We start from the raw sequence: 24,200 nt of genomic DNA, 5'->3' as shown, positions 1-24,200 counted from the left end.
GATCCTGAATGACCTTTTGTTTTGCTTCTACTTTCCATCCCGGAAATTCCTACCGAAAATCAATCATTCTCTAAATCACAAATTCTCTCATGCAATCATTCAATAAATCTCTCATTCAGTTATTCAATAATTAAAAAATATGATCGAGACCTGCTTTATAAATATAACCAAAACCCCGGAATCGCGCATTTCTGAGTTAGATTACAACAATATTGAATTCGGTAAAATTTTCGCCGACCACATGTTCATGGTAGATTACGTGGATGGCCAGTGGCAAACGCCAGAAATTCTGCCTTACGGCGACCTTAACCTCAGCCCGGCAACTTCGGCGCTGCATTACGGCCAGGCTATTTTTGAAGGAATGAAAGCGTATAAAAATGCCGAAGGTGAAGTACTGATGTTCCGCCCGCTGGATAACGCCCGCCGCCTGAACCTTTCCGCCGAACGCATGTGCATGCCTACCCTTCCGGAAGAAATTTTCATGCAGGGCTTAACTGAACTATTGAAACTGGATTCGGAGTGGGTGCCGCCAACCAAAGGCTGCGCGCTTTACATCCGTCCGTTCATGTTCGCAACCGATGCTTTTGTAGGCGTACGTCCTTCGGCAAACTATAAATTCATGATCTTCTGCTGCCCGGTGGGTGGTTATTATGCCAATCCGCTGCGCGTTAAAATCGAAACCGAATATACCCGTTCGGTAGAAGGCGGCGCCGGTTTTGCCAAAGCCGCCGGTAACTACGGCGCTTCCATGCTGCCTTCCAAACTGGCCCAGCAACAAGGCTACCAGCAACTGATCTGGACCGACGGCAAAGAACATAAATTCCTGGAAGAAAGCGGCACCATGAACCTGATGTTCGTGATCGATGGTAAACTCATCACACCGGCTTTAAGCACTTCCATTCTGGCCGGCATTACCCGCGACAGCGTTATGCAACTAGCCCGCGACTTTGGCATGACCGTGGAAGAACGCCGGATCTCGGCCGATGAAATTGTGGCCGCGCACGCCAACGGAACCTTGGAAGAAGCTTTTGGTTGCGGTACCGCCGCCGTAATTGCCCCGATCATTACCATTGGCTACGAAGGCAAAGATTACGAGCTGCCGGCCGTAGAAACCCGCAAATTCTCCAATAAAGTTTCGGTGGAATTAGATAAGATCAAAACCGGTGAAGCGGCTGATATTCATAATTGGATGGCGAAGATCTGAAACACTTTTTAAGTTAAAAACGGTAGCGTTTTCCGGGTAAAAGTTTAGACTTTTATGAAGGGAAACGCTACTGTTTTTTAACATTTTTTAGTTTGAAAAGCTTAGCATTTTGGATCGCTGATTAAACGGATTCATGGATTTCGTAGATTTTCAGTAAAATATTATTGCCACTTTAAATTGGCTATCAATTTCTCTTACCGGAATTTCATAGCCATCTGCTTTAGCTAACGGATAACTGGGGAATATTTATGAGCTCTGGCCAAAATTTCATGCTTAACGGATTAATACAATTTGACTGAAGCCGTATAACAGCCTTTTACAACCGTTTGCTAAAGCAGGCCGCAATGAGAAATTTTTACAAGGGGCAAGATCAAGGTTTCAACTGAACGGAATTCTGGAAACCTTTCAATCCTTAAAATCTTGTTCCGACTTTTTCAGCCCGAAACCGTACCGTTTTTTAATAAAAAACTACCTTACCTTTACCGGAAAATGATCCTGAAATTCCGGCTAAAATAAAAATATGACTAACGAACAAATAAAAGATCTAAGAGGCCGCGTAGAGGCCCTGAGGAGGTATCTTTGACTACGATGCCAAAAAAGCGCAGGTAGTAGCAACCGAAGCGCAAACCACCGCTCCCGGTTTCTGGGACGATTCTAAAAAAGCCGAAACCATTCTGCGCGAAATTAAATCGGTTAAGATCTGGACCGATGATTACGAAGCCGTTGAAGCCAAATTAGCTGATCTCGAAACGCTTTACGAATTCTTTAAAGAAGGCGAAGGCAGCCAGGAAGAAGTAGAGGCCGAATTCAAAGCCACCGAAGCCGTTGTAGAGCAACTCGAATTCAAACGCATGCTCAGCAACGAAGAAGACCAGCTGAGTGCCATTATGGAAATAAACCCTGGCGCCGGCGGCACTGAAAGCCAGGACTGGGCCGAAATGCTCATGCGCATGTACATCATGTGGGCTGAAAGCCATAACTTCCAGGTGCGCCAGCTGAACTACCAGCCCGGCGATGGCGCGGGCATAAAATCGGCTACGCTGGAAATTAAAGGCGACTTTGCTTACGGGTATTTAAAATCGGAGATCGGGGTGCATCGCCTGGTACGCATTTCTCCATTCGATTCCGGAGGCCGCAGGCACACTTCTTTTGCTTCGGTTTTTGCTTACCCGCTCGTAGATGAAACCATTAACATAGAAATTAACCCGGCCGATATTGAATGGGATACGTATCGGGCCGGTGGTGCCGGCGGCCAGAACGTGAACAAAGTGGAAACGGCGGTGCGTTTAAAACACAAACCTTCGGGCATTGTGATCGAATGCCAGATAGAGCGTTCGCAGCTCATGAACAAAGAGCACGCTTTAAACATGCTACGTTCCCGCTTATACCAGATTGAAGTAGATAAAAAGAACGAAGAACGTGATAAAATAGAAAGCACTAAGAAACGCATCGACTTTGGTTCTCAGATCCGGAATTATGTGTTGCATCCTTATAAACTTATAAAGGATCTTCGCACCGGAATTGAACGAACCGATGTGCAGAAAGTATTGGATGGCGACCTAGATGAATACATAAAAGGTTTTCTGATGCAAAACTAAAAGCTACGCTTTCCGTAGTGCGAAAAGTCCGGCAATACACCGGGCTTTTCGTCGTTTATGACCAATATGAAATCAACGTTCACCTAACCAAAATCAAAAGATCTATAGAAATTTCCTACTTTTTTTTCCAGCATTTTCATCCGGTTTTTAAGTTTTTGCAAGCACAGAATTATTCCGAAGCAACATATAATTTATTCAATTTGAATACGTTATCTTAAACTATTAAAATACCGTCTATCAACCTTATCTTTTTTACCCCATTTATCTACTCAGAATGCACTGTGAGTGCGAAAAAATTATGCTTGCAGCGTTTTGTTTATTACAAACTTTTAGTTAACATTGACTTGACAAACTGTTCAATTTTAAAATTTTATCTTTTCACCCTAAAACAAACACAATGAAAAAACTACTCTTAATGAGTTTGGTCCTGGTGTTTACCTTGCTACAGCAGGCAATGGCGCAGGACAGAACAATCTCGGGTACGGTCATTGACAAAGCGACAAATACCGGCTTGCCGGGCGTTTCCGTTTCTGTTAAAGGCCTTACAGGTGTTGGAACTGCAACCGATGTAAATGGTGGCTACACGTTAAGCGTGCCGGCAGGCTCAAACACACTTGAATTCCGCTTTATCGGTTACAAAACCATCGAGCGCACAATCGGTACGGAATCAAACGTCAGCGTTACTATGGATACCGATGCCCAGCAATTAGGCGAAGTGGTAGTAACAGCAATGGGCGTTGAGCGCCAGGAAAGAGGTTTAGGTTATGCTACAACTTCAGTAAAATCTGAAGAGATTACCAAAGGCCGTACTTCCAGCCCGATGAACGCCCTACAAGGTAAAGTAGCAGGTATGAACGTTTCTTCTGCTTCGGGTTCACCAGGTGCTTCTACTAAAGTTATTCTTCGTGGTTACTCTTCTATTACCGGAAATAACAACCCGTTATACGTAATCGATGGTATCCCGATGAACAACGCTGCTACCAACCTGAATGAGGGCACCAACACGGTGAACCGTACCCAGGATTTTGGTAACCGTGCCAATGACATCAACCCGGATGATATAGAATCCATCTCAATCCTGAAAGGTGCTTCTGCAACTGCCCTTTATGGTTCACGGGCTGCAAGTGGTGTAATTATCATTACTACTAAAAAAGGCAGAGTTTCTGAAAAGATAGGTGTAGATTTTACTACTTCTGCTACTTTCTCCAGACCGCTACGCTTACCTCAAACCCAACAGGTATTCGGACAAGGCTGGAATGGACACTTCGCTTCTGAAGAAAATGGTAGCTGGGGCCCAATGCTGGATGGGAAAGACCGTCTGTGGGGTAACATCGTAAATAACTCACAGCAAATTAAGCCTTTCTCAGCACAGAAAGACAACCTGAAAGATTTCTACGAAACCGGTAAATCCTATATTAACACCATCGCTTTATCTGGCGGTTCAGAAAAAACCAGCTTCTACGCTTCTTATGGTAATGTTAGCGAGAACGGTGTAGTACCAACGGACGCAGATTCTTACAAACGTAATACTTTAGCCTTACGTGGTTCGACCAGAGGTAAAAAAATCACCATTTCTTCTAACTTGAATTATGTAAGAAAAGATGCGAAAGCAGTAACTACCGGTCAGGGCGGCGAAGGCCAAACCTTGTTCCAGGAAATGATCCAGATTCCTGTCGATCACAGTATAGTTGATTACAAAGACTTAAATAATCCTTTTAACACGCTGGATAATTTCTATACTCCTTATGCGCAAAACCCTTACTGGTCATTAACCCAGAACGGCAACGATTTCGACGAAAACCGTATTTTTGGTGGTGTTGATTTGAGCTATAACTTTACCGATTGGTTAACTGCTACCTTACGTGGTGGTGGTGATGTAGCGCACGGCGTTATTCAGGACTGGATAGCCAAAGGTACTTATACACCTGGTAGCCCTAACTCTTCTAATACAGACATACCGGGCCGCGTAACAGAAAGAAACCGTTTCTCCCGTGATTTGGATGCTAACTTAATTTTAACAGCAAACAACAACATCAACGAAGATCTCCGTTTAACTACTTTGGTTGGTTATAACGTGAATGAGCGTTATGCCAGAAACGGTACCGCTTTCACCAACAACTTAACTATCCCCAACTTCTATAACTTGGCAAATACCTCAGTTCCGGTTGAAGCCTCAACTGCAACCAGCTTAAGAAGATTATATGGTGTTTACGGTCAGGCTGACTTAAATTTCCGTGATTACTTATTCTTAACCCTAGTAGCCCGTAATGACTGGTCTTCTACTTTACCAACCAGCGACAACAGTTTCTTCTACCCTGGCATTAATGGTAGCTTCGTATTTACAGATGTGTTTACCAATCTGAAAGGCGTAATGAACTTTGGTAAAGTACGTGCTGCTTGGGGTAAAACCGGTAACGATGCTTCTCCTTACTTAGTAAATTCAGTATTCGTACCAGGTACAGTTGGTTTAGGTTTTGGTAACCTGAACTTCCCACTTAGCGGTGTTAGCGCTTACGAGCGATCTAACCAGATCGGCAACCTTAGCCTTGCTCCTGAGATCACCCGCGAGTTTGAATTTGGTGGTAACTTTGAGTTCCTAGATAGCCGTATCAAATCTGATATCTCTTTCTACAACCGCTCTACTAAAGGTCAGATCCTCCCAGTTCCAATTGCTCTTTCATCAGGTTATTCTACCCTGGTATCTAACTTAGGTGAAATTTCTAACAAAGGTATTGAGCTTGGTTTAACTGTTACGCCAATTCGTACAGATGATTTCAACTGGGATATTCGTTACACCTTCTCAAACAACCGTAACAAAGTTGAAGAGTTAACCGAAGGATTAGAAGAGATTACTATCCAATCTATTTACGGCATTAACTTCGTAGCAACAGTAGGTGAACCTCTTGGCGTATTCAAAGGCCCGGGTTACACATACTCTCCAGATGGTAAATTAATTGTAAGTGCTGCAGGCTACCCGGTTCCAACTACCGAAAAAGAAATTTACGGTAATTCTCAACCTGATTTCATGATGGGCCTAAGCAATGAATTCAACTACAAAAACATTAACTTCTCCTTCCTGTTCGATTATCGCAAAGGTGGTTTAATGTACTCTTACACGCAGCGTTTAACGCAGTTTGTGGGAAATACAACAAACACGTTATATAACGACCGTCTGCCTTTCGTAATTCCTAATTCAGTAGTTCAAAACGCTGATGGTACTTTCTCTGAAAACGTGAACCCGGTAGATGTGGGTAGCATTGTTGATTACTGGAATCCACAATCTAATGCACCAATTGAAAGAGAGCACTTATTCAGCAGAACTTATCTGAAACTAAGAGAAGCTACATTGGGTTATACATTACCAGCAGACTTAATTTCTAAAACACCATTTGCAAGTGTAAACATCAGCTTGGTAGGTCGTAACCTGTTCCTGATAACTCCTAAGGAAAATAACATCATCGACCCTGAGACCACTACCTTTGGTAATGACCTGAGCGGTGAATTTGGTGAGTTTGCCGGCGGGCCAAGTGTAAGAAGTGTAGGTGCGAGCTTACGTGTATCATTCTAATTGAATTGATTTGATTTAATTTAAATTGAAAATGAAAAGAAAAATATTTAATATAGGTTTAGCCGTAGCCATGATGTTCTATGCGAGCTCGTGCGGCGATGATTTCCTGGATGTAAACACAGATCCGAATAACCCACTTACTGCTCCGGCTGAATTAGTATTTCCGGCAGGTGTGGCTTCTACGGCCAGTGTAGTGGGTGGTAACTTTGCAATCTTAGGCGGTATTTGGTCACAGGTTTGGACCCAAAACAACGGTTCTAACCAATACAAGACTTACGATGCTTATAACCTGCGCCCAACCGATTTTCAGAACAGCTGGGGTGAATTATATGCCGGTGCACTTAACGATTACAAGTACGTAAAGGAAGAAGCTGATGCCAAGGCAAATAATAATTTATACCTGATGGCAACCGTAATGGAAGCTTATACTTACCAGGTATTAACTGACCTATACGATCAGATTCCGTTTGAAGAAGCGTTGCAGGGCCTTAGCAACCTGACCCCGAAATACAATACCGGTCAGGAAGTTTATGATGGAATTACTGCCCGTGTAACTACGGCCCTGAATCGTCCGACAACCGGCACTTCTTTAGTTGGTGAAAACGATATCGTTTTTGGTGGTGAGATGAATAGCTGGAAACAGTTTGCTAACACGTTGCTTTTAAAAATCTACTTACGCCAAAGCGAGGCTCGTCCGGGTATTGCAGAAGCCGGTGTGCGTAGTTTGTACACGAATGGGGCAAACTTCTTAAACACGGATGCCAAAGTAGATCTGTTTGTTGACCAAACCGGCAAGCGTAACCCGCTTTTCGAACAGGATCAAAGTGCTGCTTTAAATACCAATCAGAACTTAAAGGCCAGCACGACTATGTTCACGTTTTTAGATGCTAATGACGATCCTCGTCTGGAGGCATTCTATATTGCAGGCAACGCTGGTCAGAAAGCATTGGAACAAGGAGCATTTAACACGCCGAGCACTCTGGTAGCTCCGCTTTCTGTTTCCCGTGCCAGAATTTCGCCCACTGCTCCGGTTTACCTTATTTCAGAAGCCGAAAGCTATTTTTTACAGGCGGAAGCAGTTGTTCGTGGCTGGGGTACCGGAGATGCACAACAGCTTTATGAAGCTGGCGTTAGAGCTTCATATGCCCAGTTAGTTGCTGAATTCTCAGATGTATCTTCTGTAGCTGATCCGATTTTAGATAGAAATGGTAGAAGCGATTCGACCGCTAATGCAAAACTTGCGGGCGTGTATGCTTTCCCTGCAACCGGTTCTACAGCAGATAAAATTAAAGCAATCATTACTCAGAAATGGGTAGCCTTAGGTGGATCTAAGCAAGGTATTGAGGGTTACTTAGAGCGTAACCGTACCAACATACCAGCTACGAGTGCTGTTGGAAGATCTACTGCTACTGGTTATATTCCAGGTGAGTTTGTTTATCCGGTTGAAGGCGTAACCGGTAACGGTAATTTTGCCGCACGTTTATTAACTCCGGAAACCGAGCGCACCCGTAACCCGAATGCAGCAGGAGCAGCAAGCAAAACCATTACTGATAAGGTTTGGTGGGATGTTAATTAATCAACTGATTTAAAGATCTAGATATCATGAAAAAAAATAGTTTAAAATATTTCTTCCTTTTATTCGCGCTGCCGTTTTTATTTAGCTGCGAACGCGATTTAGAAACGGAAGGAATCTCTAGAATTACCAACTACCCGGTTTTCGATATGCCGGGCGAACAGTTTATGTCAGTTCCGGTTGGTGGAACTTTCAACGACCCGGGCGTTACTGCTACAGAGGGTGGTGCTTCAATTCCGGTAACTAAAACCGGCGATGTAGTAGATACCAGCACTCCTGGCGTTTATGTAATGACGTACACTGCCACGAATAAAGATGGTTATTCAGCATCTACTAAACGCTATGTTGGTGTAATTGCTCCGGATGCAGCAGCAGCTGATCTATCTGGTAACTACAAGCGTAATGCCGGCGTATTCGGGGTTTCTAAAGTAACCAAAGTTGGCGTGGGGCTTTACACTACAGATAACGTAGGTGGTGTTGCAGTTGGTGGTCCTGCTACATCAATCTTTTTCTACAATCCTACTGGTAACAGGCTGGTAGGCCCAGAGCAAAACAATGGTACTGGTGTATTCGCTGTAACTAACGCGACTTATTCACCTGCAGCAGGAACAACCCCGGCATCTTATACCTGGACGGTAATTAACCCAGGTTATGGAGCGGCACCGCGGACTTTCGTAAAACAATAGTCTTATTTTAAATTCAGAAAAATCATGAATAAAATAATTAGAAAAGTTTTTATGGTTGCATCCTTATTCTCGGCTGGGTTGCTAACCAGTTGCGAAATGGATGATCCGGAAGTTGAGTATACTGAAGTTGTCTCAATGTCTGGAGAATGGTTCGTAAAATACGAAGTACAGGATTCTACTGGCCAGTGGGAAGATGTTTCCGGCTATACAACGCTGTTAACATCCAGTACATCTGCTAATACAGCTACTGAAATGTGGTTAGGTGATATTTTAAGCGATCCACGGGCTATAAATTTTGCAGATGCCAATTTCCGGGGAACTTTCTGGACATATATGGTAAGAACTAACGTAGACCTTGGATCTAAGACTTTTAATGCAAATGATAAAAGCATTGCAGTAGAAGCCGCAAAGTCTGAGACCCCTACTAAGCCTGCCGTACCGCCAATCCCATATGATATCAATGTTAAGATAACTGATGGCCGGATAATTGAAGATGGATCTACCCCTCCGTCTGGCGCTGTGACTGACAGTATTATTTTCAATGTTGAATTTGAAGATGATCCAGGCGTTATCTACCGTGCTTCTGGTTATAAGAGAACCGGATTTTTGGAAGACGAACATTAATAGTGTTTAAAATAAAAAAAGGGTAGCCAAAAATTTGGCTACCCTTTTTTTTATGCTATTTTTTTTGTTATTTAACATTAGATTACTACACACTAACCTTAATCATGAAAATAATTTATCTTTTAGTCTGCCTTTCTTTTTTCCTTGCTTTTGAAACACAAGCTCAGCAGGCTACCCCCAACTTACGCAATCCCGTTTTAGATGAACAATTTTTTATTGTGCGAGAATGGATTAGCCCTAAGGAGAAATCTTTGAAAACAGTTTACCTTTTTGACACCTGGAATAAAGGCACTATTTATTTAAAGAATAAGCAGAGCATTAAAGGGTATAAATTGAATTACGATATGGAAAAAGATCTGATTGAGATCGAAACCAAAGAAGGTATAAAAGTACTTCCGGGAGATCGGGTTAAGCAGTTTAACCTTGAAAAACCTGGTCTGTCAGACAGCATGCAATTGGTAAACACCGATGCATTTCCCGTAAATAATGTTTATAATTTTGGTTTTTACGAAATAGTAAACGGTGGTTCTAAAATGCAGTTGTTAGTAAAAACCGACGTAGAAATTATCAGGGCTAATTACAACATGATTACTAATAGCGGCTCCAAAACAGATAAGATTGTTAAAAAAGAAAAAATTTATTTAGCCGAGAATAATAAAGTTACTTTAATAAAAGCCAATGATTTTGAGGCATTCGGACGGAAAGCAGAAGCTGTAGAAAAATACGCAAAAACCCATAAATTAAAGCTAAAACGTCCTGAAGATGCTGCCAAACTTGTTAACTACTATAATTCTATCTAATTATCAAAGCTTGTGGGCTTACTATTTAATTAGCTAACTTATTACAACTTTCTTATTAAATACTTCTAGTAGTAATAAACATTGAGCTACTCTTCTTGAAATGCTGCAAGAAATTTATGATTTCTGTATTTTACTTCATAAATTTCTTGTAGCATGTTACGCATTGAATAAGGTTTTCGTGTAAACTAATTTTGTCTTTTTATTCAGCTAAAATTAGTTTTTAGCAAATATTATAAAACTAAGCATAAAAAAAAGGCCGCTCAATGAGCGGCCTTTTTTTTATGCTATTTCATCGATGCGGCAAACTACCTTCAGATCATCGGGCACGTTTTGCAACAGTTTTTTAAGCTTTTTTCCTACCGTTTCCGGACTCGCCAAACTACCGCTGCTTTTATAATCCTGAAATTTATCGAGCAGACTGAACTGGGCTTCGTCGGCGGAGCGGATCTGGCTTTGCATCTGGGTATCTACAATGCCGGGTGCCAGGGAGAACACTTTTACGCCGGTCTTGCGAAGATCCTGTTCTAGCTGCACCGTTTGGGAAAACAGGTCTAAAGCAGCTTTGGAAGCGCAATAACCCGCCCAGCCATCCATCGGGTATTTGCCGGCGCCGGAACTGATGTTCAGAACGACCTTCGGGACATTTAAGGCAGAATATTGCTCGAGAAAAGCGTTCATTAAAATAGCCGGCACGGTTATGTTCACGGAAAAAATATAGCCAAAATCTTCCGGCTGCTTCTCTCCTACGTAACCAATTTCGCCTAAAACACCCGCGTTGTTTACCAATGCCAGTTCTTCTGCATCCTTAAGATCCGGGAATATTTCAGGCAGGCGGGCGATCAGGTTTTGCGTATCGGAGAGATCTAAATTTTGATGCTGATACTGCGGATGCACAATGGTTTGATGCCGGGAAATACCAATTACGGATGTATCTTTTTCCTTTAATAATTCTTCGGCCAGGGCATTGCCTATGCCTTTACCGGTACCGGTTATGATGTAATATTTCATTTTTGAATGAGAGAATGAAGGAATTAGTGAATGACTTTAATTACGACTTTTTCAGGCTTTTGCCCTAGCGTTTTTTGCTGAGATTTAATTTTGAAAATCTCAGTGCAGACTTTTTAAGCTTGAAAGCATACCGTTTTTCGCAGGCGGTTGTGAAAAGTTGCCGTAATATCGTGCGGACAGGTCAAGCCCTGTCCCTACGTAATCCTGTCCATCAAAAAAATCCTTTGAATCGGGTTCAAGATCATTTTTCATAAAAAAACCTTAACCGCTTTACGCGGAAGGTTTTTCGGGCTAAAAGGATAGCGTTTTCTTAGAGAATATACTGGCTCAGATCGCGGTTTTTCACCATGTCATTCAAGCGTTCTTCTACCATTTCTTTGGTTACGGCAATGTGCGCGTTCGCCCCAATTTTATCCGGCACGTCGAAGAGAATGTCGTTCAGTAAACGGCTCATCACGGTGTGCAGGCGGCGGGCACCAATATTCTCAACTTCGGAGTTTACTTCAAAAGCAATTTCGGCTAGTTTTTCCAGGCTTTCGTCGTTGAAGCTGAGCGTTACGTTTTCGGAGGCTAACAGCGCTTCGTATTGCTTCGTTAAGGCGTTTTTCGGGAACTTCAGGATCTGGTAGAAATCTTCCTTGGTCAGGCTTTGCAGTTCTACGCGGATCGGGAAACGACCCTGAAGCTCGGGAATAAGATCAGAAGGTTTGGCTACGTGGAAAGCGCCGGCTGCAATAAAAAGAATATGATCGGTATTGATCACGCCGTATTTGGTGTTTACCGAACTCCCTTCCACGATCGGCAAGAGGTCGCGCTGCACGCCTTCGCGACTTACATCGGGGCCGCTGCCCCCTTTGCCGCTCGCGCTGGCTACCTTGTCTATCTCATCGATGAAAATTACGCCGGAATCCTGGGCTTTTTTAATAGCTTCTTCCTTCACTTCATCCATATCGATGAGTTTCGCGGCTTCTTCGTCCAACAGAATTTTGCGGGCTTCGGCAATGGATACTTTGCGTTTTTTCTGTTTTTTCGGCAGCATCCCCCCGATCATTTCCTGAATGTTCATCATCGAAACGTCGTCCATGCCCGGAGCCATTACGCCAATTCCCGGATTTGCCGTTTGCGATACCTTGATCTCGATCTTTCGTTCGTCGAGCTCGCCGTTACGGATCATGAGCCGGAATTTTTCGCGGGTGCGTTCGTTTAATTCCTGATCGGTTTCGGGTTCTTTATTTTCATTTTCCAGGAAGCCAACACTCGGGGCAACTCTGGGCGCCGGCTGACTTACCGGTGGGATCAGGGCATCCAGAATAATATCTTCTACCGCCTGCGCTGCCTGCACTTTTACTTCTTCTTTCTTTTTGATGCGCACCATGTTCACGGCTTGCTCCACCAGGTCACGCACCATGCTTTCCACGTCGCGGCCCACGTACCCCACCTCGGTAAATTTAGAAGCTTCCACTTTTACAAAAGGAGCATCGGCAATGGAGGCCAGCCGGCGGGCAATTTCGGTTTTACCCACGCCCGTAGCCCCGATCATCAGGATATTATTCGGTACAATTTCTTTCTGCATTTCCGGAGTGGCGTGCATACGGCGCCAGCGGTTACGCAAAGCAATGGCTACGTTGCGTTTGGCATCGTGCTGGCCAATAATGTATTTATCAAGTTCGGCTACAATCTGCGCCGGGGTTAAATATTGCGTTGAATCGATCATTAACTAAATTGCTTAAAGGCTAAATGGTTTAATGGTTAAATGCTTTAATGGTTAAATTGTTGACATAAATCATTTTAGGTTTGATAGAGAAACTTTTACATTCTAAACCTGCTGAATTTTAACTCAAAAACGGTAGGGTTTTCAGCGGAAAAACCGTTCAACCATTAAACAATTTAGCAATTCAACCATTAAGCCATTTAATTAGATTTCTTAAAAAAACCTTCCAGCGTGGTACTTACGGTAAAGAAATTGCTTGCACCAGCTACGTGATAGTAGGCCCGGGAGTAATCAAGTTCGAATTTCCGGATGCGCACCATGGCCCCGAAAGACATGCCCGCGCCGCCGGCTTTTACTTCGGTGCGCAATTCGCGCCGGCGCAGGTGATTATACCCGAAGCGGACGTTAAAGTTTTTGCTGAACATGAATTCGCCGCCCACCACAAAATGCCGCGCCAGCTTATCGCCGAAGGTTTTCTTGGGTTTTATGGGCTGGTTTTTATCGTCGAGTTTACCGGTAGCGGTGGTATCGAGATACACGATATCGAATTTATGCAGGTGGTGCGCCGTGAGCGAGAATTTCAGCGGCATGTGCTCGAGTTTGTAACTCATCCCGATCTGGGCATCGAAAGGCATCGGTTCGCGTTCGCCGTTGTAGGTTTTAAGCTGGTAACCGATATTCTTCAGGGCCAGGCCTACGGTAAAATCTTTTTCCGGATGTTTGAAAACACCACCCAGATCTACCAGCGCTGCCGTCGATTTATATTCCGCAATGCGCGAAAAAGCCATTTTAGCGGTAGCCCCTAAAGTAAAATGCTCGATGGTGCGGGCATGCGTAAGGTTCAGGGTATAATCTACCACCGAGAAAGTACCCATCTCCTGCCCCGTTTCATCGCGCTGAATAAAATCGCCGTAGTTCAGGTACTGGATACCGGCGGCCCAATGGTTGCCTTGCTTGTTCGGAAAACTGAAGGTTAAACTGTTCTGCCGGATATCGCTTAAATAATCGGTGTGGCCGAAGAAAAGCTGGTAATTGGTTTCGTCGTTCAGCAGGGCCGGGTTGGCGTAAAGCATGGTTACGTCGTGGCTGCGGGAAGAAACGTTTACGCCGCCGATACCAGCCGTTTTAGCGCCGCCGGGCAAATTCAGAAAGCCGAAACTCTGCTGACCGCCGATCTGCGCCAAAACGGTATGGTTCAGGGCAAAAAAAGTAAAAAAAGCGTAAAAGATCTTCCGCATAAAAAAACTAAGCTGTAGGCAACCCGCCAAATGTTACACGCTTAAAAACCCGTTTTATTGTATAACCGCCACTTCAGCTGAAGGCGCAACCGGATCTTTACTCAGTTCCAGTTTCAAGGGCTTTTTCACCTGCTCATCCAGCAAGGCAAACGCAACTACTTCATCCACAGTATCTACATAATGAATGGTTACATCTTTGAGATACACGGCCGGTATTTCGGAAATATCCTTGCGGTTTTTGCTGCACAGAATTACGTCGGTAATGCCGGCGCGTTTGGCGGCCAGAATTTTTTCCTTGATGCCGCCCACCGGAAGCACTTTGCCGCGCAGCGTAATTTCGCCGGTCATCGCCATCTTCGGACGTACTTTGCGCTGCGTGAACATGGAGGCAATGGAGGTAAAAATGGCAATACCGGCGCTTGGCCCATCTTTCGGCACCGCACCTTCCGGGAAGTGAATGTGCAGGTCGTACTGGTCGAATAAGCGGTGATCGATGTCCAGCATATCGGAAGCATGCGCTTTTAAGTAAGAAAGCGCCGTTACCGCAGATTCTTTCATTACATCGCCTAACTGGCCGGAAAGCGTCAGTTTGCCTTTGCCTTTGCTCAAAATCGATTCGATGAACAGAATATCGCCGCCCACGGATGTCCAGGCCAGGCCGGTAACTACGCCCGCGGTATCGTTTTCCTGGTAAATTTCTTTGTCGAAGATCTCCGGACCGAGAATTTTCACCACGTCTTTAGCATCCAGCGTATGGTTGTAATCATCTTCCATGGCTTTAGCTTTGGCAATGTTGCGTACCAGTGCGCCGATCTTCCGCTCCAGGCTTCTTACGCCCGATTCACGGGTATAATCGTCGATCACTTTTTGCAAAGCGGAAGTCGTAATTTTCACATCCTTTTCTTCCAGGCCGTGCTCCGATTTTTGCTTTGGCACCAGGTGGCGTTTGGCTATTTCGGTTTTCTCTTCCAGCGTGTAACCGGTAATATCAATAATTTCCATCCGGTCGCGCAGGGCCGGCTGAATGGTATCCAGCGAGTTGGCCGTAGCGATGAAAAGTACTTTGGAAAGGTCGTATTCAACCTCTAAGTAATTATCTACGAACGTGCTGTTCTGCTCCGGATCCAGAACTTCGAGCAAAGCCGAAGACGGATCGCCACGGAAATCAGAACTAACCTTATCAATTTCATCCAGGATAATTACCGGGTTGGAAGAACCTGATTTCTTGATCTGGTTAATGATCTTGCCTGGCATGGCGCCTACGTAGGTTTTGCGGTGACCCCGAATTTCGGCTTCATCGCGCACGCCGCCTAAGCTCATGCGGATGTATTTACGGCCTAAAGCTTTGGCAACCGAACGGCCCAACGAAGTTTTACCCACGCCCGGAGGACCGAATAAACACAGGATCGGCGCTTTCAGGTCGTTTTTCAGCTTCAGTACGGCCAGGTATTCGATGATGCGGTCCTTTACTTTTTCCAGGCCGTAATGGTCCGTATCCAGAATTTTCTTGGCGCGCTTCAGGTTGAAATTATCTTTCGTGTAATCGCCCCAAGGCAACTCGATCAGGAATTCGCAGTAATTGAGCGCGATCGGATATTCGGCGGCCTGCGGATTGATGCGGCCGAGTTTATCGAGTTCTTTGTTGAAATGTTTGGCAACCGCTTCCGGCCATTTTTTCTTGGCTGCGGCGGCCCGCAGTTTCTCAATTTCCTGGTCCGGGCCATCGAAACCGAGTTCATCCTGCAACACTTTGATCTGCTGGCGCAGGAAATAATCGCGCTGCTGCTGATCGATGTCGGTGTGGACTTTGGTCTGGATTTCCTGCTTGATTTCGAGCAACTGGATTTCTTTCATCATCAGTTCGAGCAAAGTCGTACCACGCTCCACGCCGTCGTTAATTTCGAGCAATTGCTGCTTGAGGCTAACTTCTACGTTGATGTTGGAAGACAGGAAATGGGTTAAAAAGGCCGGGCTGTCGATATTATCGAGCGCGATCTGGGCTTCCTGCGGAATTTCCGGGTTCAGTTTCAGCATTTTGGCGGCCGCATCTTTCAGGCTTTGCACCAGGGCTTTCACTTCGCGGCTGTTCTTGTTGGGGAACGACTCTTTGATGTGGGCCACCTGTGCGGTCATGAACGGAATTTCCTGCAACACGCCTTCGATCTTAAAGCGACTCTGGCCCTGGATGATGATGGTGGTATTGCCGTCGGGCAGCACCAGCATTTTCAGGATTTTCGCCATTGTGCCCACCTTGAACATGTCTTCGGAAGAAGGATCGTCGCTGAGGACATTTTTCTGGGCTACTACGCCAATAATTTTATCGCCGCGGTAGGCTTTTTTTACCAAACGGATCGATTTTTTGCGGCTTACGGTAATGGGTAAAACCACGCCCGGAAATAAAACGGTATTCCGGATCGGCAAGATTGGCAGCGTGGCCGGCTGTTTGATCTTTTTGTTTTCGTCGTTTTCCGGATCGGTAACTATAGAAATAAATTCTCCGCTGTCGTCGTCAGAAATATCCTGGAGCAACAACTGGTGGAGGAAATTCGGAGTTCTGTTTATCATAAATTAGAAATAGCGCGTGCCAGATTGGCAGGCTTTTGCTTTCAGCTTGCTTAGTTTTTGGTAAATTACAAAAAACGCAAGACCTGTGCCAAGAAATGCCAACTTTAATTCCGCAAAAGAATTGGCAGCTTTTAGTTTTTAAGACCAAAACCCTACCGTTTTTAAGAGCACGCCGTTGTTAGTAATTTAGTTTTTGTCAGGAAATATTATAAATTTGTTTGCGTTTTTGCGAATAAAAGCGTGCGCTACCTATGAATTTCCGATTTTACATAATACTGTGTACCTTTTTAATGGCTTTGCTGGCCAGCCCGGCTTTCGGTCAGAAAACCAAACAGGTGCGCCTGAACAACAAATTACTGACTGATTCTACCCGGCAAATTGCTCCCAAAGCCGAAGTGGCCATCGATTTTCCGAACGTAAATAAAATTCCGTATTACTACGATAAGAAAAAACTGAACGCGATCCGGAAACACGAAAAACGGAAAAACTGGCAGAAAACGTTGCCCTTGCTGGAAGCTTACGTAGGAAATTTCGGGATCGAGAATTTTTACAAAGATACCCAGCTGATGTGGCGCCTGGCCCAGCTTTACGAACGCACCAACCGCCCCGACAAAGCCAAAGCTTATTACCAGATGGTGCTCAAACACCACCGTACCGACATTAAACGGGTGCAGCTTTATTACGACTCGCTGGAGCAGAAGGAAAAGGATTATTACGTGCCGCTCGATTATTATTACAAGCTGGTGGAATACCGGAAAAACGTAACCAAATTCCTGCCGCCTAAAGGCGTAAACGTGAATATGGGCTATGAGATCAACTCGAAAGCGGAAGATTACGGCCCGGCGGTTATTTCGGAAAACAACCAATTGATTTTTACTTCCAAACGCGGATTCCGGGGTTTAAACGCCGTTCCGAATGAAGACCTGTATTACACGAAAATGGTAGATGGCGCCTGGGAAGAAGCCCAATCGTTCGGAAAACCAATCAATTCTATTTGGAACGAAGGTTCGGCCTGCCTGACAAAAGATGGTAAAACGCTGTATTTTGCCCGCTGCGAATGCCCGGATTGCCGCGGCAACTGCGACCTGTATATTGCACATTTGCTTGAAGATGGAACCTGGGGCAAGATCAAAAACCTGGGGCCGGAAATAAACAGCAAAGCCTGGGATTCGCAGCCAACGCTTTCTAAAAACGAAGACACGCTTTATTTCGCTTCCGACCGTCTGGGTGGTTTCGGTTTATCGGATATCTGGTTTACGTATAAGCAGAAAAACGGCAAATGGGCCCCGGCGCAAAATGCCGGTCCGGTTATAAACACCCGCGAAAACGAGGTTAGCCCATTCTTTCACCCGCTCTACCAGGTACTTTATTTCAGCTCACGCGGGCAGTTACTAAACTTCGGCGATTTCGATATTTATAAAACCTACCGGGTGAACGGCCGCTGGCAGGAACCACGTAACTTAGGCCCGCTGGTTAATGGCAAAGGCAGTGAATATTATTTCAGCATAGACGGCGAAAGCAAGAATTTATATTACGCCAAAGCCGACCCGAAGGAACCGAAAAACCTGGATCTTTATTCCTTCCCGCTGCCTATGGAAGCGCACCCGCTGGCCGTAACGCACATTGAAGGCGTATTGACAGACTCGGTCTCGAACAAGCCGCTCACGGGTATCATTTCTATTATTGACCTTGATAACGGCGTGGAAGTGGCTTCGAAATACATTCGCCCGGATGGCACTTTTGACTTTGACCTGATCGATAATACGCGCTACACCATGCTGATCCAGAGTCCGGATTTCTTTAGCGTGGAAAAGACTTTTGACCTGGCAACCGATACCGTTTTCCAGATCATGACTACCATGATAGACCACAGCTTGCCGTTGATCTTCAAGAATATAGAATTTGATGGTGGCAAATGGGACATTAAAAAAGACATGGAGCCGATCCTGGACCGTATTGTGCTTTACCTGGTAGACCACCCGACGTTCCGATTAAAAATTGGCGGCCACACCGACAGCAGCGGCGACCCGGACCTGAACCTGGAGCTTTCGCAGAAACGCGCCGACGCTATTAAAAGGTACCTGGCAACGAAAGGTAAATTCAGCGAAGACCGGATCGATTCTTTTGGCTACGGCAGCACTGAACCGCTGAAAGACGAAGTGACCGACGAAGACATGAAAATTAACCGCCGTGTAGAATTCAAACTCCTTAAACCAGACAACGGTCAAAACCAGGAACAATTACAGGGTTGGGACTAGTTTAATTGTTGAATGGCTGATTGTTGAATTGTTGATTGTTAATTGCTGATTGAATGAAAAAACCGCTGAAGCGTTTAAGAAGCTTCAGCGGTTTTTCGGTTTAAAAGCGTAGCGTTTTTTAGTCGTTTCAGGTTCCCTACAAAAGCGGTTTCAGTACCTCGCCTTCTTTGAAAATCAGAGTGCGTTTCTGGCCGTTAATTTCCAGGTTGGTGAGGTTGGTTTGATCGGGGAAAGTTTGGATCAATACCTGGTTGCGGAGTTTGGCGGTAACCAGTTGGCTGGCTTTTACAGGAATATCGAGGTAAAACCAATGTGCGTCGTCCTGCTTTTCGAAACCTAAAAGCCGCGGAACTTCCACTTGGTTGTGCGATAACGCTACATTAAAATTCTTCTGAAAGTACGTTTCCAGTAGTTTCTGCACGGCAGCGTCGGAAGTTAACAGCACCGGTTTTCTGACTAAATCTGATAGCGTTTTCTCCAGGTCGTCGGTGAAAATCTTGAGGGCAATTTCAAGGCTTTGGGTTTTGGCATTGTATTTTACTTCGGCAATGCTCACATGGTACGGGTGCGCTTCGGCTTTCTGAAAAATGGCCAACAAGCAAACCAACAACAGGATATTCCGCCAGATCTTTAATTTCATACGCTATCTTTATTCCGAAAAACGGTAGGGTTTCAGGCAAAAAAACAGGAACGCACTGCCGCGCGTTCCTGAATCTGAATCTATTTACAGGAAACTTCCGGAATTACATAAACATTTTAAATACGTCGTTAAAAATCGCGAAAGCCATGAGGCCTAACAGCAGCACCATACCAACTTTTTGCGCATTTTCCAGGAATTTATCGGAAGGTTTGCGGCCGGAAACAATTTCGTAGGTCAGGAACATTACGTGGCCGCCATCCAGCGCCGGAATCGGCAGGAAGTTCATGAAAGCCAGCACCATAGAAAGCATTCCCACAATAGACCAGAATTTGAGCCACTGAAACTGACCGCCAAAAACTTTGGCAATTCCGATCGGGCCGCTCAACGATTTGGAAGCCGAAACTTCGCCCCGGAAAATTTTACCGAAGCCTTTGATGTTGGCCGTTACAATGCCGAATGCCTGGGCGGTACCGGCCGGAACGGCTTCTAATAAGGAATATTCCTTCGTAGCAAATTTCAATAAAGGTACCGGCGCAAAACCGATCTTGCCATCCTGGTCTACCTGTACGTTCAGCGTTTCTGGCTGACCTTTTCGCTCCACTACCATCGGCACTTGTTTACCGGCATTCGCTTTTAAGGCTTCCTGAAACGTATGGAAATACGGCGTTGGCTGGCCGTTTACGCTCACAAATTTATCGCCGGGTTGCAGGCCTGCTTTGGCCGCATTTTCCTGCGCAACCACCTGCCCTACTTCGAACGGGAAAATGGTTTCTACAAAACGGGCATCGCCTTTATCGGCCATGTGATCCATCAGGTCTACTGGAACTTTAATATCAACTAACTGGCCGTTACGCTCTACCGTGTAATAACCGCCGCGGCTTAAAAGCACATCCTGGTCGTACACATCATCGAAATTCTTAAAATCCTGACCGTTTATCTTTACAATTCTATCGCCGGCCTGGAAACCCATTTGTTTGCCCAGGTCGTTTGGCAGCACGCCGTAACGCGCTTCCGAAGCCGGTAAATAGCTTTCGCCGTAATTGTAGGTAATAATGGTGAAGATCAGGATTCCGGTCAGCACGTTTACAATAATGCCGCCCATCATTACGATCAGACGTTGCCAGGCCGGTTTGGCGCGGAATTCGTACGGCTCCGGTTCTTTGCTCAGCGCTTCGGTATCTAAAGATTCGTCTACCATGCCGGAAATTTTCACGAAACCACCCAAGGGAATGGCACCGATCATGTATTCGGTTTCGCCGAACTGTTTGCTAACCACTTTGGGCGGAAAACCGATGGCAAATTTCTCGACGCGCATGCCAAACCATTTGGCCGTGAGCATGTGCCCGAGCTCGTGTACTCCTACTAAAATTGTGAGGCCTAAAATAAGCTGGCCCGCCATGATCAATGCTTCCACTCAGTTTAATTAATAATTAATAATTAGGAATTAATAATTGATTTGGAAATTTGAAGATTTGAAATTCTGGAAATGGAAAACTTAAATGGGAAAGGAAAAATATCCGGACAGCCATTTAACAATTTAATCCTTAAACAATTTAACAATCAACAATTAACAATCAATAATTAATTAATATTTCACTTTCAGTTCTTCGGCCAGGCGGCGCGTTTCGGCGTCGGTTTGCACGTAGTCTTCCAGCGAAGGATGCGCAATATACGCAACTTTGGCCAGACAGCTTTCAATCAGGTCGGGCATCTGCAAAAATCCGAGCTCGTCGTTGAGGAATGCGGCTACGGCAATTTCGTTGGCGGCGTTCAAAACGCAGGGCGCATTGCCGCCTTTGGCAAGCACATCGTAAGCTAACTGCAAATTCCGGAACGTTTCCAGATCGGGTTGTTCAAACGTAAGCTGGCTGAAGTTCCGGAAGTCAAAACGCGGGAAAGCGGATTTTAGTCTATCGGGGTAAGCCATGGCGTATTGGATCGGCAGTTTCATATCCGGTAATCCCATCTGCGCTTTCATGCTGCCGTCTTCGAACTGCACCAGCGAGTGAATAATACTTTGCGGATGCACCACCACCTCGATCTGATCCTGCCGCAAATTGAAAAGCCACTTGGCCTCGATCACTTCCAGTCCTTTGTTCATCAGGCTGGCCGAATCGATGGTGATTTTCGCGCCCATGGTCCAGTTGGGGTGTTTCAGGGCTTGGGCTTTGGTTACGGTTTCTAAAAAAGCTTTGTCTTTGCCCCGGAATGGTCCGCCGGAAGCCGTGAGAATGATCTTCTCGATCGGGTTATGAAATTCGCCGGCAAGACATTGAAAAATAGCGCTGTGCTCGGAATCTACCGGGTAAATATTTACGCCTTTTTCGCGGGCCAGTTTGGTAATGAGTTCGCCGGCAACTACTAAGGTTTCTTTGTTGGCCAGTGCAATGGATTTTCCGGCATTAATGGCGCGGATGGTTGGCTGCAACCCGGCGTACCCCACCATGGCGGTTAAAACCAGATCCACGGTTTCCATTTCTACGATGCTATTGAGCGCGTTGGCCCCGGCATACACTTTTATATCGTGCGGATCTAAGGCATCGAAAACTTCGTCGTAAAGCGCATCGTTGGCAATGACTACGGCGTTTGGTTTATAAGCCAGCGCCTGTGCGATGAGGAGTTTGGCGTTGTGATTGGCGGTTAAAACTTCCAGCTCAAAACTTTCCGGATTGGCTTCTATAACTTCCAGGGCCTGGGTGCCGATGGAGCCGGTAGAGCCAAGTATGGCGATTCTTTTTTTATGTTCAGTATTCAAAATTCTTTTTCTTTAGTCCGTCAGCTAAAGCAGACGGCAATGAATTCGTTTATTTTTCAGCGTAATTTTTATATTACAAAGGTTCCTATTTTTTTTATGCAATCTGGTTTTCGCTTCTCGCAACCATCCTGGCTCCGAAAGTCAACCACCCCCAACCCCTCCTGTCCAGGCGGGGAGCTGCTTGCTGCCAGATTTATATTTTAGCAGTTCTTAGGTTACTTTTATGTTAAAAAATGGTAGCCTTTTCAAGGTAAAAAGTCTGAATAAAGCAGAACCCAAAAGCTCCCCTCCTTTTCAAGGAGGGGTTGGGGGTGGTTGACTTTTTCAGTTCAAAACTCTACCATTTCCTATACAATTCAGGCACATTTTAATTTTCAAAAACCCTGTCTATCATTTAAATCTTTAAAATCGTGTTCAGACATTCAACAAGCCATCCGCTAAATTCCGGTCGTTGCTTAAACGCGGTACTTTATTCTGGCCGCCGAGTTTGCCCTGGCTGCGCATGTAATTTTGGAAAGCGGCTTCGGGCAAAGCAGTTACTCTGAGCTGCGAAAGTACATGGCCTTTTATCAGGTCATCGTAGTAACTGTTCAGCTTGCATAGTTCGTTGTTCAATGTGCGTTCGAAGGCGGGCATGTTGGCAGGTTTCTGATCGAATTCGATGAGCCATTCGTGGTATGATGGTTCGCCTTCGGTGCTGCTGATGTGAGGTGCTACCGTAAATTCTGCCACCGAAATGCCGTGAAAATGCCGCAGGGTCTGGAACAAAGCTCTTTCTACTTCTTCACTGATCACGTGTTCGCCGAACGCGGAAATAAAGTGCTTGATGCGGCCGGTAACCACAATTTTGTACGGCTTTTTAGAAACGAATTTCACGGTATCGCCGATGGAATAGCCCCACAAACCGGCGTTGCTGCTTAAAACGAGCGCGTAATTTACGCCCAGTTCCACTTCGCCAATGGTTAAACGCGTCGGGTTTTCATCGAAGAATTCGCTCACCGGAATGAATTCGTAGAAAATGCCGCTGTTGAGCAAAAGCAATAAGCCGGAATCTTTCTGCGAGTTTTGGTAGGCAATAAAGCCTTCGGAAGCCGGGTAGGTTTCAATGCTGTCTACGAATTTACCGATACTTTTGAAGAGCTTGGCGCGGTACGGATCGAAGTTCACGCCGCCGTAAACGAACAGGGAAAAATCAGGGAAAATATCTTTAATTTCTTTGCCGGTTCTGGCCTGCAACTTATCGAAATACATCTGCACCCAGGGCGGAATGCCGGAGATTAAAGTCATGCGTTCCGAGATCGTTTCGTCTACAATTTTATCGAGCTTGGTTTCCCAGTCTTCAATAATATTGGTCTGGTAACTCGGCATCTGGTTGCGGCGCAGGTAACCCGGCACGTGGTGATTTACAATGCCTGAAAGCCTGCCGGTTTTAATGCCGCCTACTTCTTCCAGTTCCGGACTCCCCGATAAAAAGATCAGCTTGCCATCCAGAAATTTACTGTTGCCGGTTTCGTGAATGTAACTGAGCAGGGCATTTTTAGCGCCGTTTATATGGTTGGGAATGCTGGCTTTGGTAATGGGTATGTATTTAGTGCCCGATGTGGTACCGGAAGTTTTAGCCAGATAAATTGGTTTGCCGGGCCAAAGCACATCTGGTTCGCCGTTTTTCACGCGGTCGAAATAGGTTTTCAGGCCTTCGTAATCGCGCACGGGAACGGCTTTTACGTAATCAGCATGCGTTTTCAGGTTGCCAAAATTATGATCTCTCCCGAAAACAGTGTTGGCGGCTTTTTTTAGAACATCTTCTAAAATAGCCTGCTGCGCCTGCACCGGGTAACGCATCCAATCCTGGTCGCGACTGTGCACCCAGGCGGCAAGCGGTTTACTTAAAGCGGCTTTTATTCCCATTCCGGCAGTTTTTTTGCCTGTAAAGATAGCGTTTTTTGGAATGATTGAAGGAAGGAATGATAGA

16 protein-coding genes are annotated in these 24,200 nt (G+C 45.3%); 8 read left to right on the top strand and 8 right to left on the bottom strand.

Annotated features, from left to right (window positions below):
• The first annotated feature begins 139 nt into the window (after nt 1–139).
• From I5M27_RS03295 to I5M27_RS03265, 7 genes are all read left to right on the top strand, one after another.
• Entirely contained in the window at nt 140–1,204 is a 1,065-nt protein-coding gene (locus I5M27_RS03295; RefSeq protein WP_200504591.1) for a branched-chain amino acid aminotransferase, read from the top strand.
• Nucleotides 1,205–1,724: 520 nt separating this feature from the next.
• Nucleotides 1,725–2,802 (top strand): peptide chain release factor 2 gene (gene prfB / locus I5M27_RS03290; protein ID WP_200504590.1). Its coding sequence is split into 2 segments (ribosomal slippage): nt 1,725–1,775 and nt 1,777–2,802, totalling 1,077 coding nucleotides; the frame shifts between segments, so codons are not numbered across the junction.
• 397 nt (nt 2,803–3,199) lie between these two features.
• A complete protein-coding gene (locus I5M27_RS03285; RefSeq protein ID WP_200504589.1) occupies nt 3,200–6,370 on the top strand; it encodes a SusC/RagA family TonB-linked outer membrane protein in 3,171 nt (1,056 codons plus the stop codon).
• A gap of 31 nt (nt 6,371–6,401) precedes the next feature.
• Nucleotides 6,402–7,946, top strand: coding sequence for a SusD/RagB family nutrient-binding outer membrane lipoprotein (locus I5M27_RS03280; RefSeq protein ID WP_200504588.1), 1,545 nt, complete (start codon nt 6,402–6,404; stop codon nt 7,944–7,946).
• A 26-nt stretch (nt 7,947–7,972) separates the two neighbouring features.
• Nucleotides 7,973–8,629, top strand: coding sequence for an immunoglobulin-like domain-containing protein (locus I5M27_RS03275; protein WP_200504587.1), 657 nt, complete (start codon nt 7,973–7,975; stop codon nt 8,627–8,629).
• A 24-nt stretch (nt 8,630–8,653) separates the two neighbouring features.
• Nucleotides 8,654–9,253, top strand: a complete 600-nt coding sequence (locus I5M27_RS03270; protein WP_200504586.1) for a lipid-binding protein — start codon at nt 8,654–8,656, stop codon at nt 9,251–9,253.
• 104 nt (nt 9,254–9,357) lie between these two features.
• Nucleotides 9,358–10,053 carry a hypothetical protein gene (locus I5M27_RS03265; RefSeq protein ID WP_200504585.1) on the top strand — a complete coding sequence of 232 codons (696 nt, stop codon included), beginning with the start codon at nt 9,358–9,360 and terminating at the stop codon, nt 10,051–10,053.
• Between the two features lie 279 nt (nt 10,054–10,332).
• On the opposite strand, the gene I5M27_RS03260 is transcribed toward I5M27_RS03265, so the two are convergent.
• The 4 genes from I5M27_RS03260 to lon all read right to left on the bottom strand — a co-directional run bounded on the left by I5M27_RS03260 (nt 10,333) and on the right by lon (nt 16,575).
• Entirely contained in the window at nt 10,333–11,061 is a 729-nt protein-coding gene (locus tag I5M27_RS03260) for an SDR family NAD(P)-dependent oxidoreductase (protein ID WP_200504584.1), read from the bottom strand.
• Nucleotides 11,062–11,371: 310 nt separating this feature from the next.
• Nucleotides 11,372–12,775 (bottom strand): ATP-dependent protease ATPase subunit HslU, encoded by a 1,404-nt coding sequence (hslU, locus tag I5M27_RS03255; RefSeq protein WP_200504583.1) that lies wholly within the window; start codon nt 12,773–12,775, stop codon nt 11,372–11,374.
• A gap of 197 nt (nt 12,776–12,972) precedes the next feature.
• Nucleotides 12,973–14,010, bottom strand: coding sequence for a type IX secretion system protein PorQ (gene porQ, locus I5M27_RS03250; protein WP_200504582.1), 1,038 nt, complete (start codon nt 14,008–14,010; stop codon nt 12,973–12,975).
• 54 nt (nt 14,011–14,064) lie between these two features.
• Nucleotides 14,065–16,575 (bottom strand): endopeptidase La, encoded by a 2,511-nt coding sequence (gene lon / locus I5M27_RS03245; protein ID WP_200504581.1) that lies wholly within the window; start codon nt 16,573–16,575, stop codon nt 14,065–14,067.
• A 251-nt stretch (nt 16,576–16,826) separates the two neighbouring features.
• Between lon and I5M27_RS03240 the strand changes: the two genes are divergently transcribed.
• Nucleotides 16,827–18,833, top strand: coding sequence for an OmpA family protein (locus I5M27_RS03240; RefSeq protein WP_234462358.1), 2,007 nt, complete (start codon nt 16,827–16,829; stop codon nt 18,831–18,833).
• 136 nt (nt 18,834–18,969) lie between these two features.
• Here the strand turns inward: I5M27_RS03240 and I5M27_RS03235 are convergent, their stop codons facing one another.
• The 4 genes from I5M27_RS03235 to I5M27_RS03220 form a co-directional block, all read right to left on the bottom strand.
• Nucleotides 18,970–19,473 (bottom strand): DUF6702 family protein, encoded by a 504-nt coding sequence (locus I5M27_RS03235; protein WP_200504580.1) that lies wholly within the window; start codon nt 19,471–19,473, stop codon nt 18,970–18,972.
• A 103-nt stretch (nt 19,474–19,576) separates the two neighbouring features.
• On the bottom strand, nt 19,577–20,887 hold the full coding sequence (gene rseP, locus I5M27_RS03230) for an RIP metalloprotease RseP (RefSeq protein ID WP_200504579.1): 1,311 nt from the start codon (nt 20,885–20,887) through the stop codon (nt 19,577–19,579).
• A 171-nt stretch (nt 20,888–21,058) separates the two neighbouring features.
• Nucleotides 21,059–22,231: a 1-deoxy-D-xylulose-5-phosphate reductoisomerase gene (locus I5M27_RS03225; protein WP_394369079.1), complete on the bottom strand. Its 1,173-nt coding sequence runs from the start codon at nt 22,229–22,231 to the stop codon at nt 21,059–21,061.
• Nucleotides 22,232–22,642: 411 nt separating this feature from the next.
• Entirely contained in the window at nt 22,643–24,136 is a 1,494-nt protein-coding gene (locus I5M27_RS03220; RefSeq protein ID WP_200504577.1) for a GH3 auxin-responsive promoter family protein, read from the bottom strand.
• Nucleotides 24,137–24,200: the final 64 nt, after the last annotated feature.

It is taken from the genome of Adhaeribacter terrigena (assembly GCF_016623615.1).
Lineage (GTDB): Bacteria > Bacteroidota > Bacteroidia > Cytophagales > Hymenobacteraceae > Adhaeribacter_A > Adhaeribacter_A terrigena.
The sequence above is the reverse complement of the archived record's forward strand: the minus strand, read 5'-3'. Positions and strand labels throughout refer to the sequence as shown.

What these genes read in the sequence shown, in the direction of transcription:
- I5M27_RS03295 (WP_200504591.1), top strand. Translation starts at nt 140, where the DNA reads ATGATCGAGACCTGCTTTATAAATATAACCAAAACCCCGGAATCGCGC.
- I5M27_RS03285 (WP_200504589.1), top strand. Translation starts at nt 3,200, where the DNA reads ATGAAAAAACTACTCTTAATGAGTTTGGTCCTGGTGTTTACCTTGCTA.
- I5M27_RS03280 (WP_200504588.1), top strand. Translation starts at nt 6,402, where the DNA reads ATGAAAAGAAAAATATTTAATATAGGTTTAGCCGTAGCCATGATGTTC.
- I5M27_RS03275 (WP_200504587.1), top strand. Translation starts at nt 7,973, where the DNA reads ATGAAAAAAAATAGTTTAAAATATTTCTTCCTTTTATTCGCGCTGCCG.
- I5M27_RS03270 (WP_200504586.1), top strand. Translation starts at nt 8,654, where the DNA reads ATGAATAAAATAATTAGAAAAGTTTTTATGGTTGCATCCTTATTCTCG.
- I5M27_RS03265 (WP_200504585.1), top strand. Translation starts at nt 9,358, where the DNA reads ATGAAAATAATTTATCTTTTAGTCTGCCTTTCTTTTTTCCTTGCTTTT.
- I5M27_RS03260 (WP_200504584.1), bottom strand. Translation starts at nt 11,061, where the DNA reads ATGAAATATTACATCATAACCGGTACCGGTAAAGGCATAGGCAATGCC.
- hslU (WP_200504583.1), bottom strand. Translation starts at nt 12,775, where the DNA reads ATGATCGATTCAACGCAATATTTAACCCCGGCGCAGATTGTAGCCGAA.
- porQ (WP_200504582.1), bottom strand. Translation starts at nt 14,010, where the DNA reads ATGCGGAAGATCTTTTACGCTTTTTTTACTTTTTTTGCCCTGAACCAT.
- lon (WP_200504581.1), bottom strand. Translation starts at nt 16,575, where the DNA reads ATGATAAACAGAACTCCGAATTTCCTCCACCAGTTGTTGCTCCAGGAT.
- I5M27_RS03240 (WP_234462358.1), top strand. Translation starts at nt 16,827, where the DNA reads ATGAATTTCCGATTTTACATAATACTGTGTACCTTTTTAATGGCTTTG.
- I5M27_RS03235 (WP_200504580.1), bottom strand. Translation starts at nt 19,473, where the DNA reads ATGAAATTAAAGATCTGGCGGAATATCCTGTTGTTGGTTTGCTTGTTG.
- I5M27_RS03220 (WP_200504577.1), bottom strand. Translation starts at nt 24,136, where the DNA reads ATGGGAATAAAAGCCGCTTTAAGTAAACCGCTTGCCGCCTGGGTGCAC.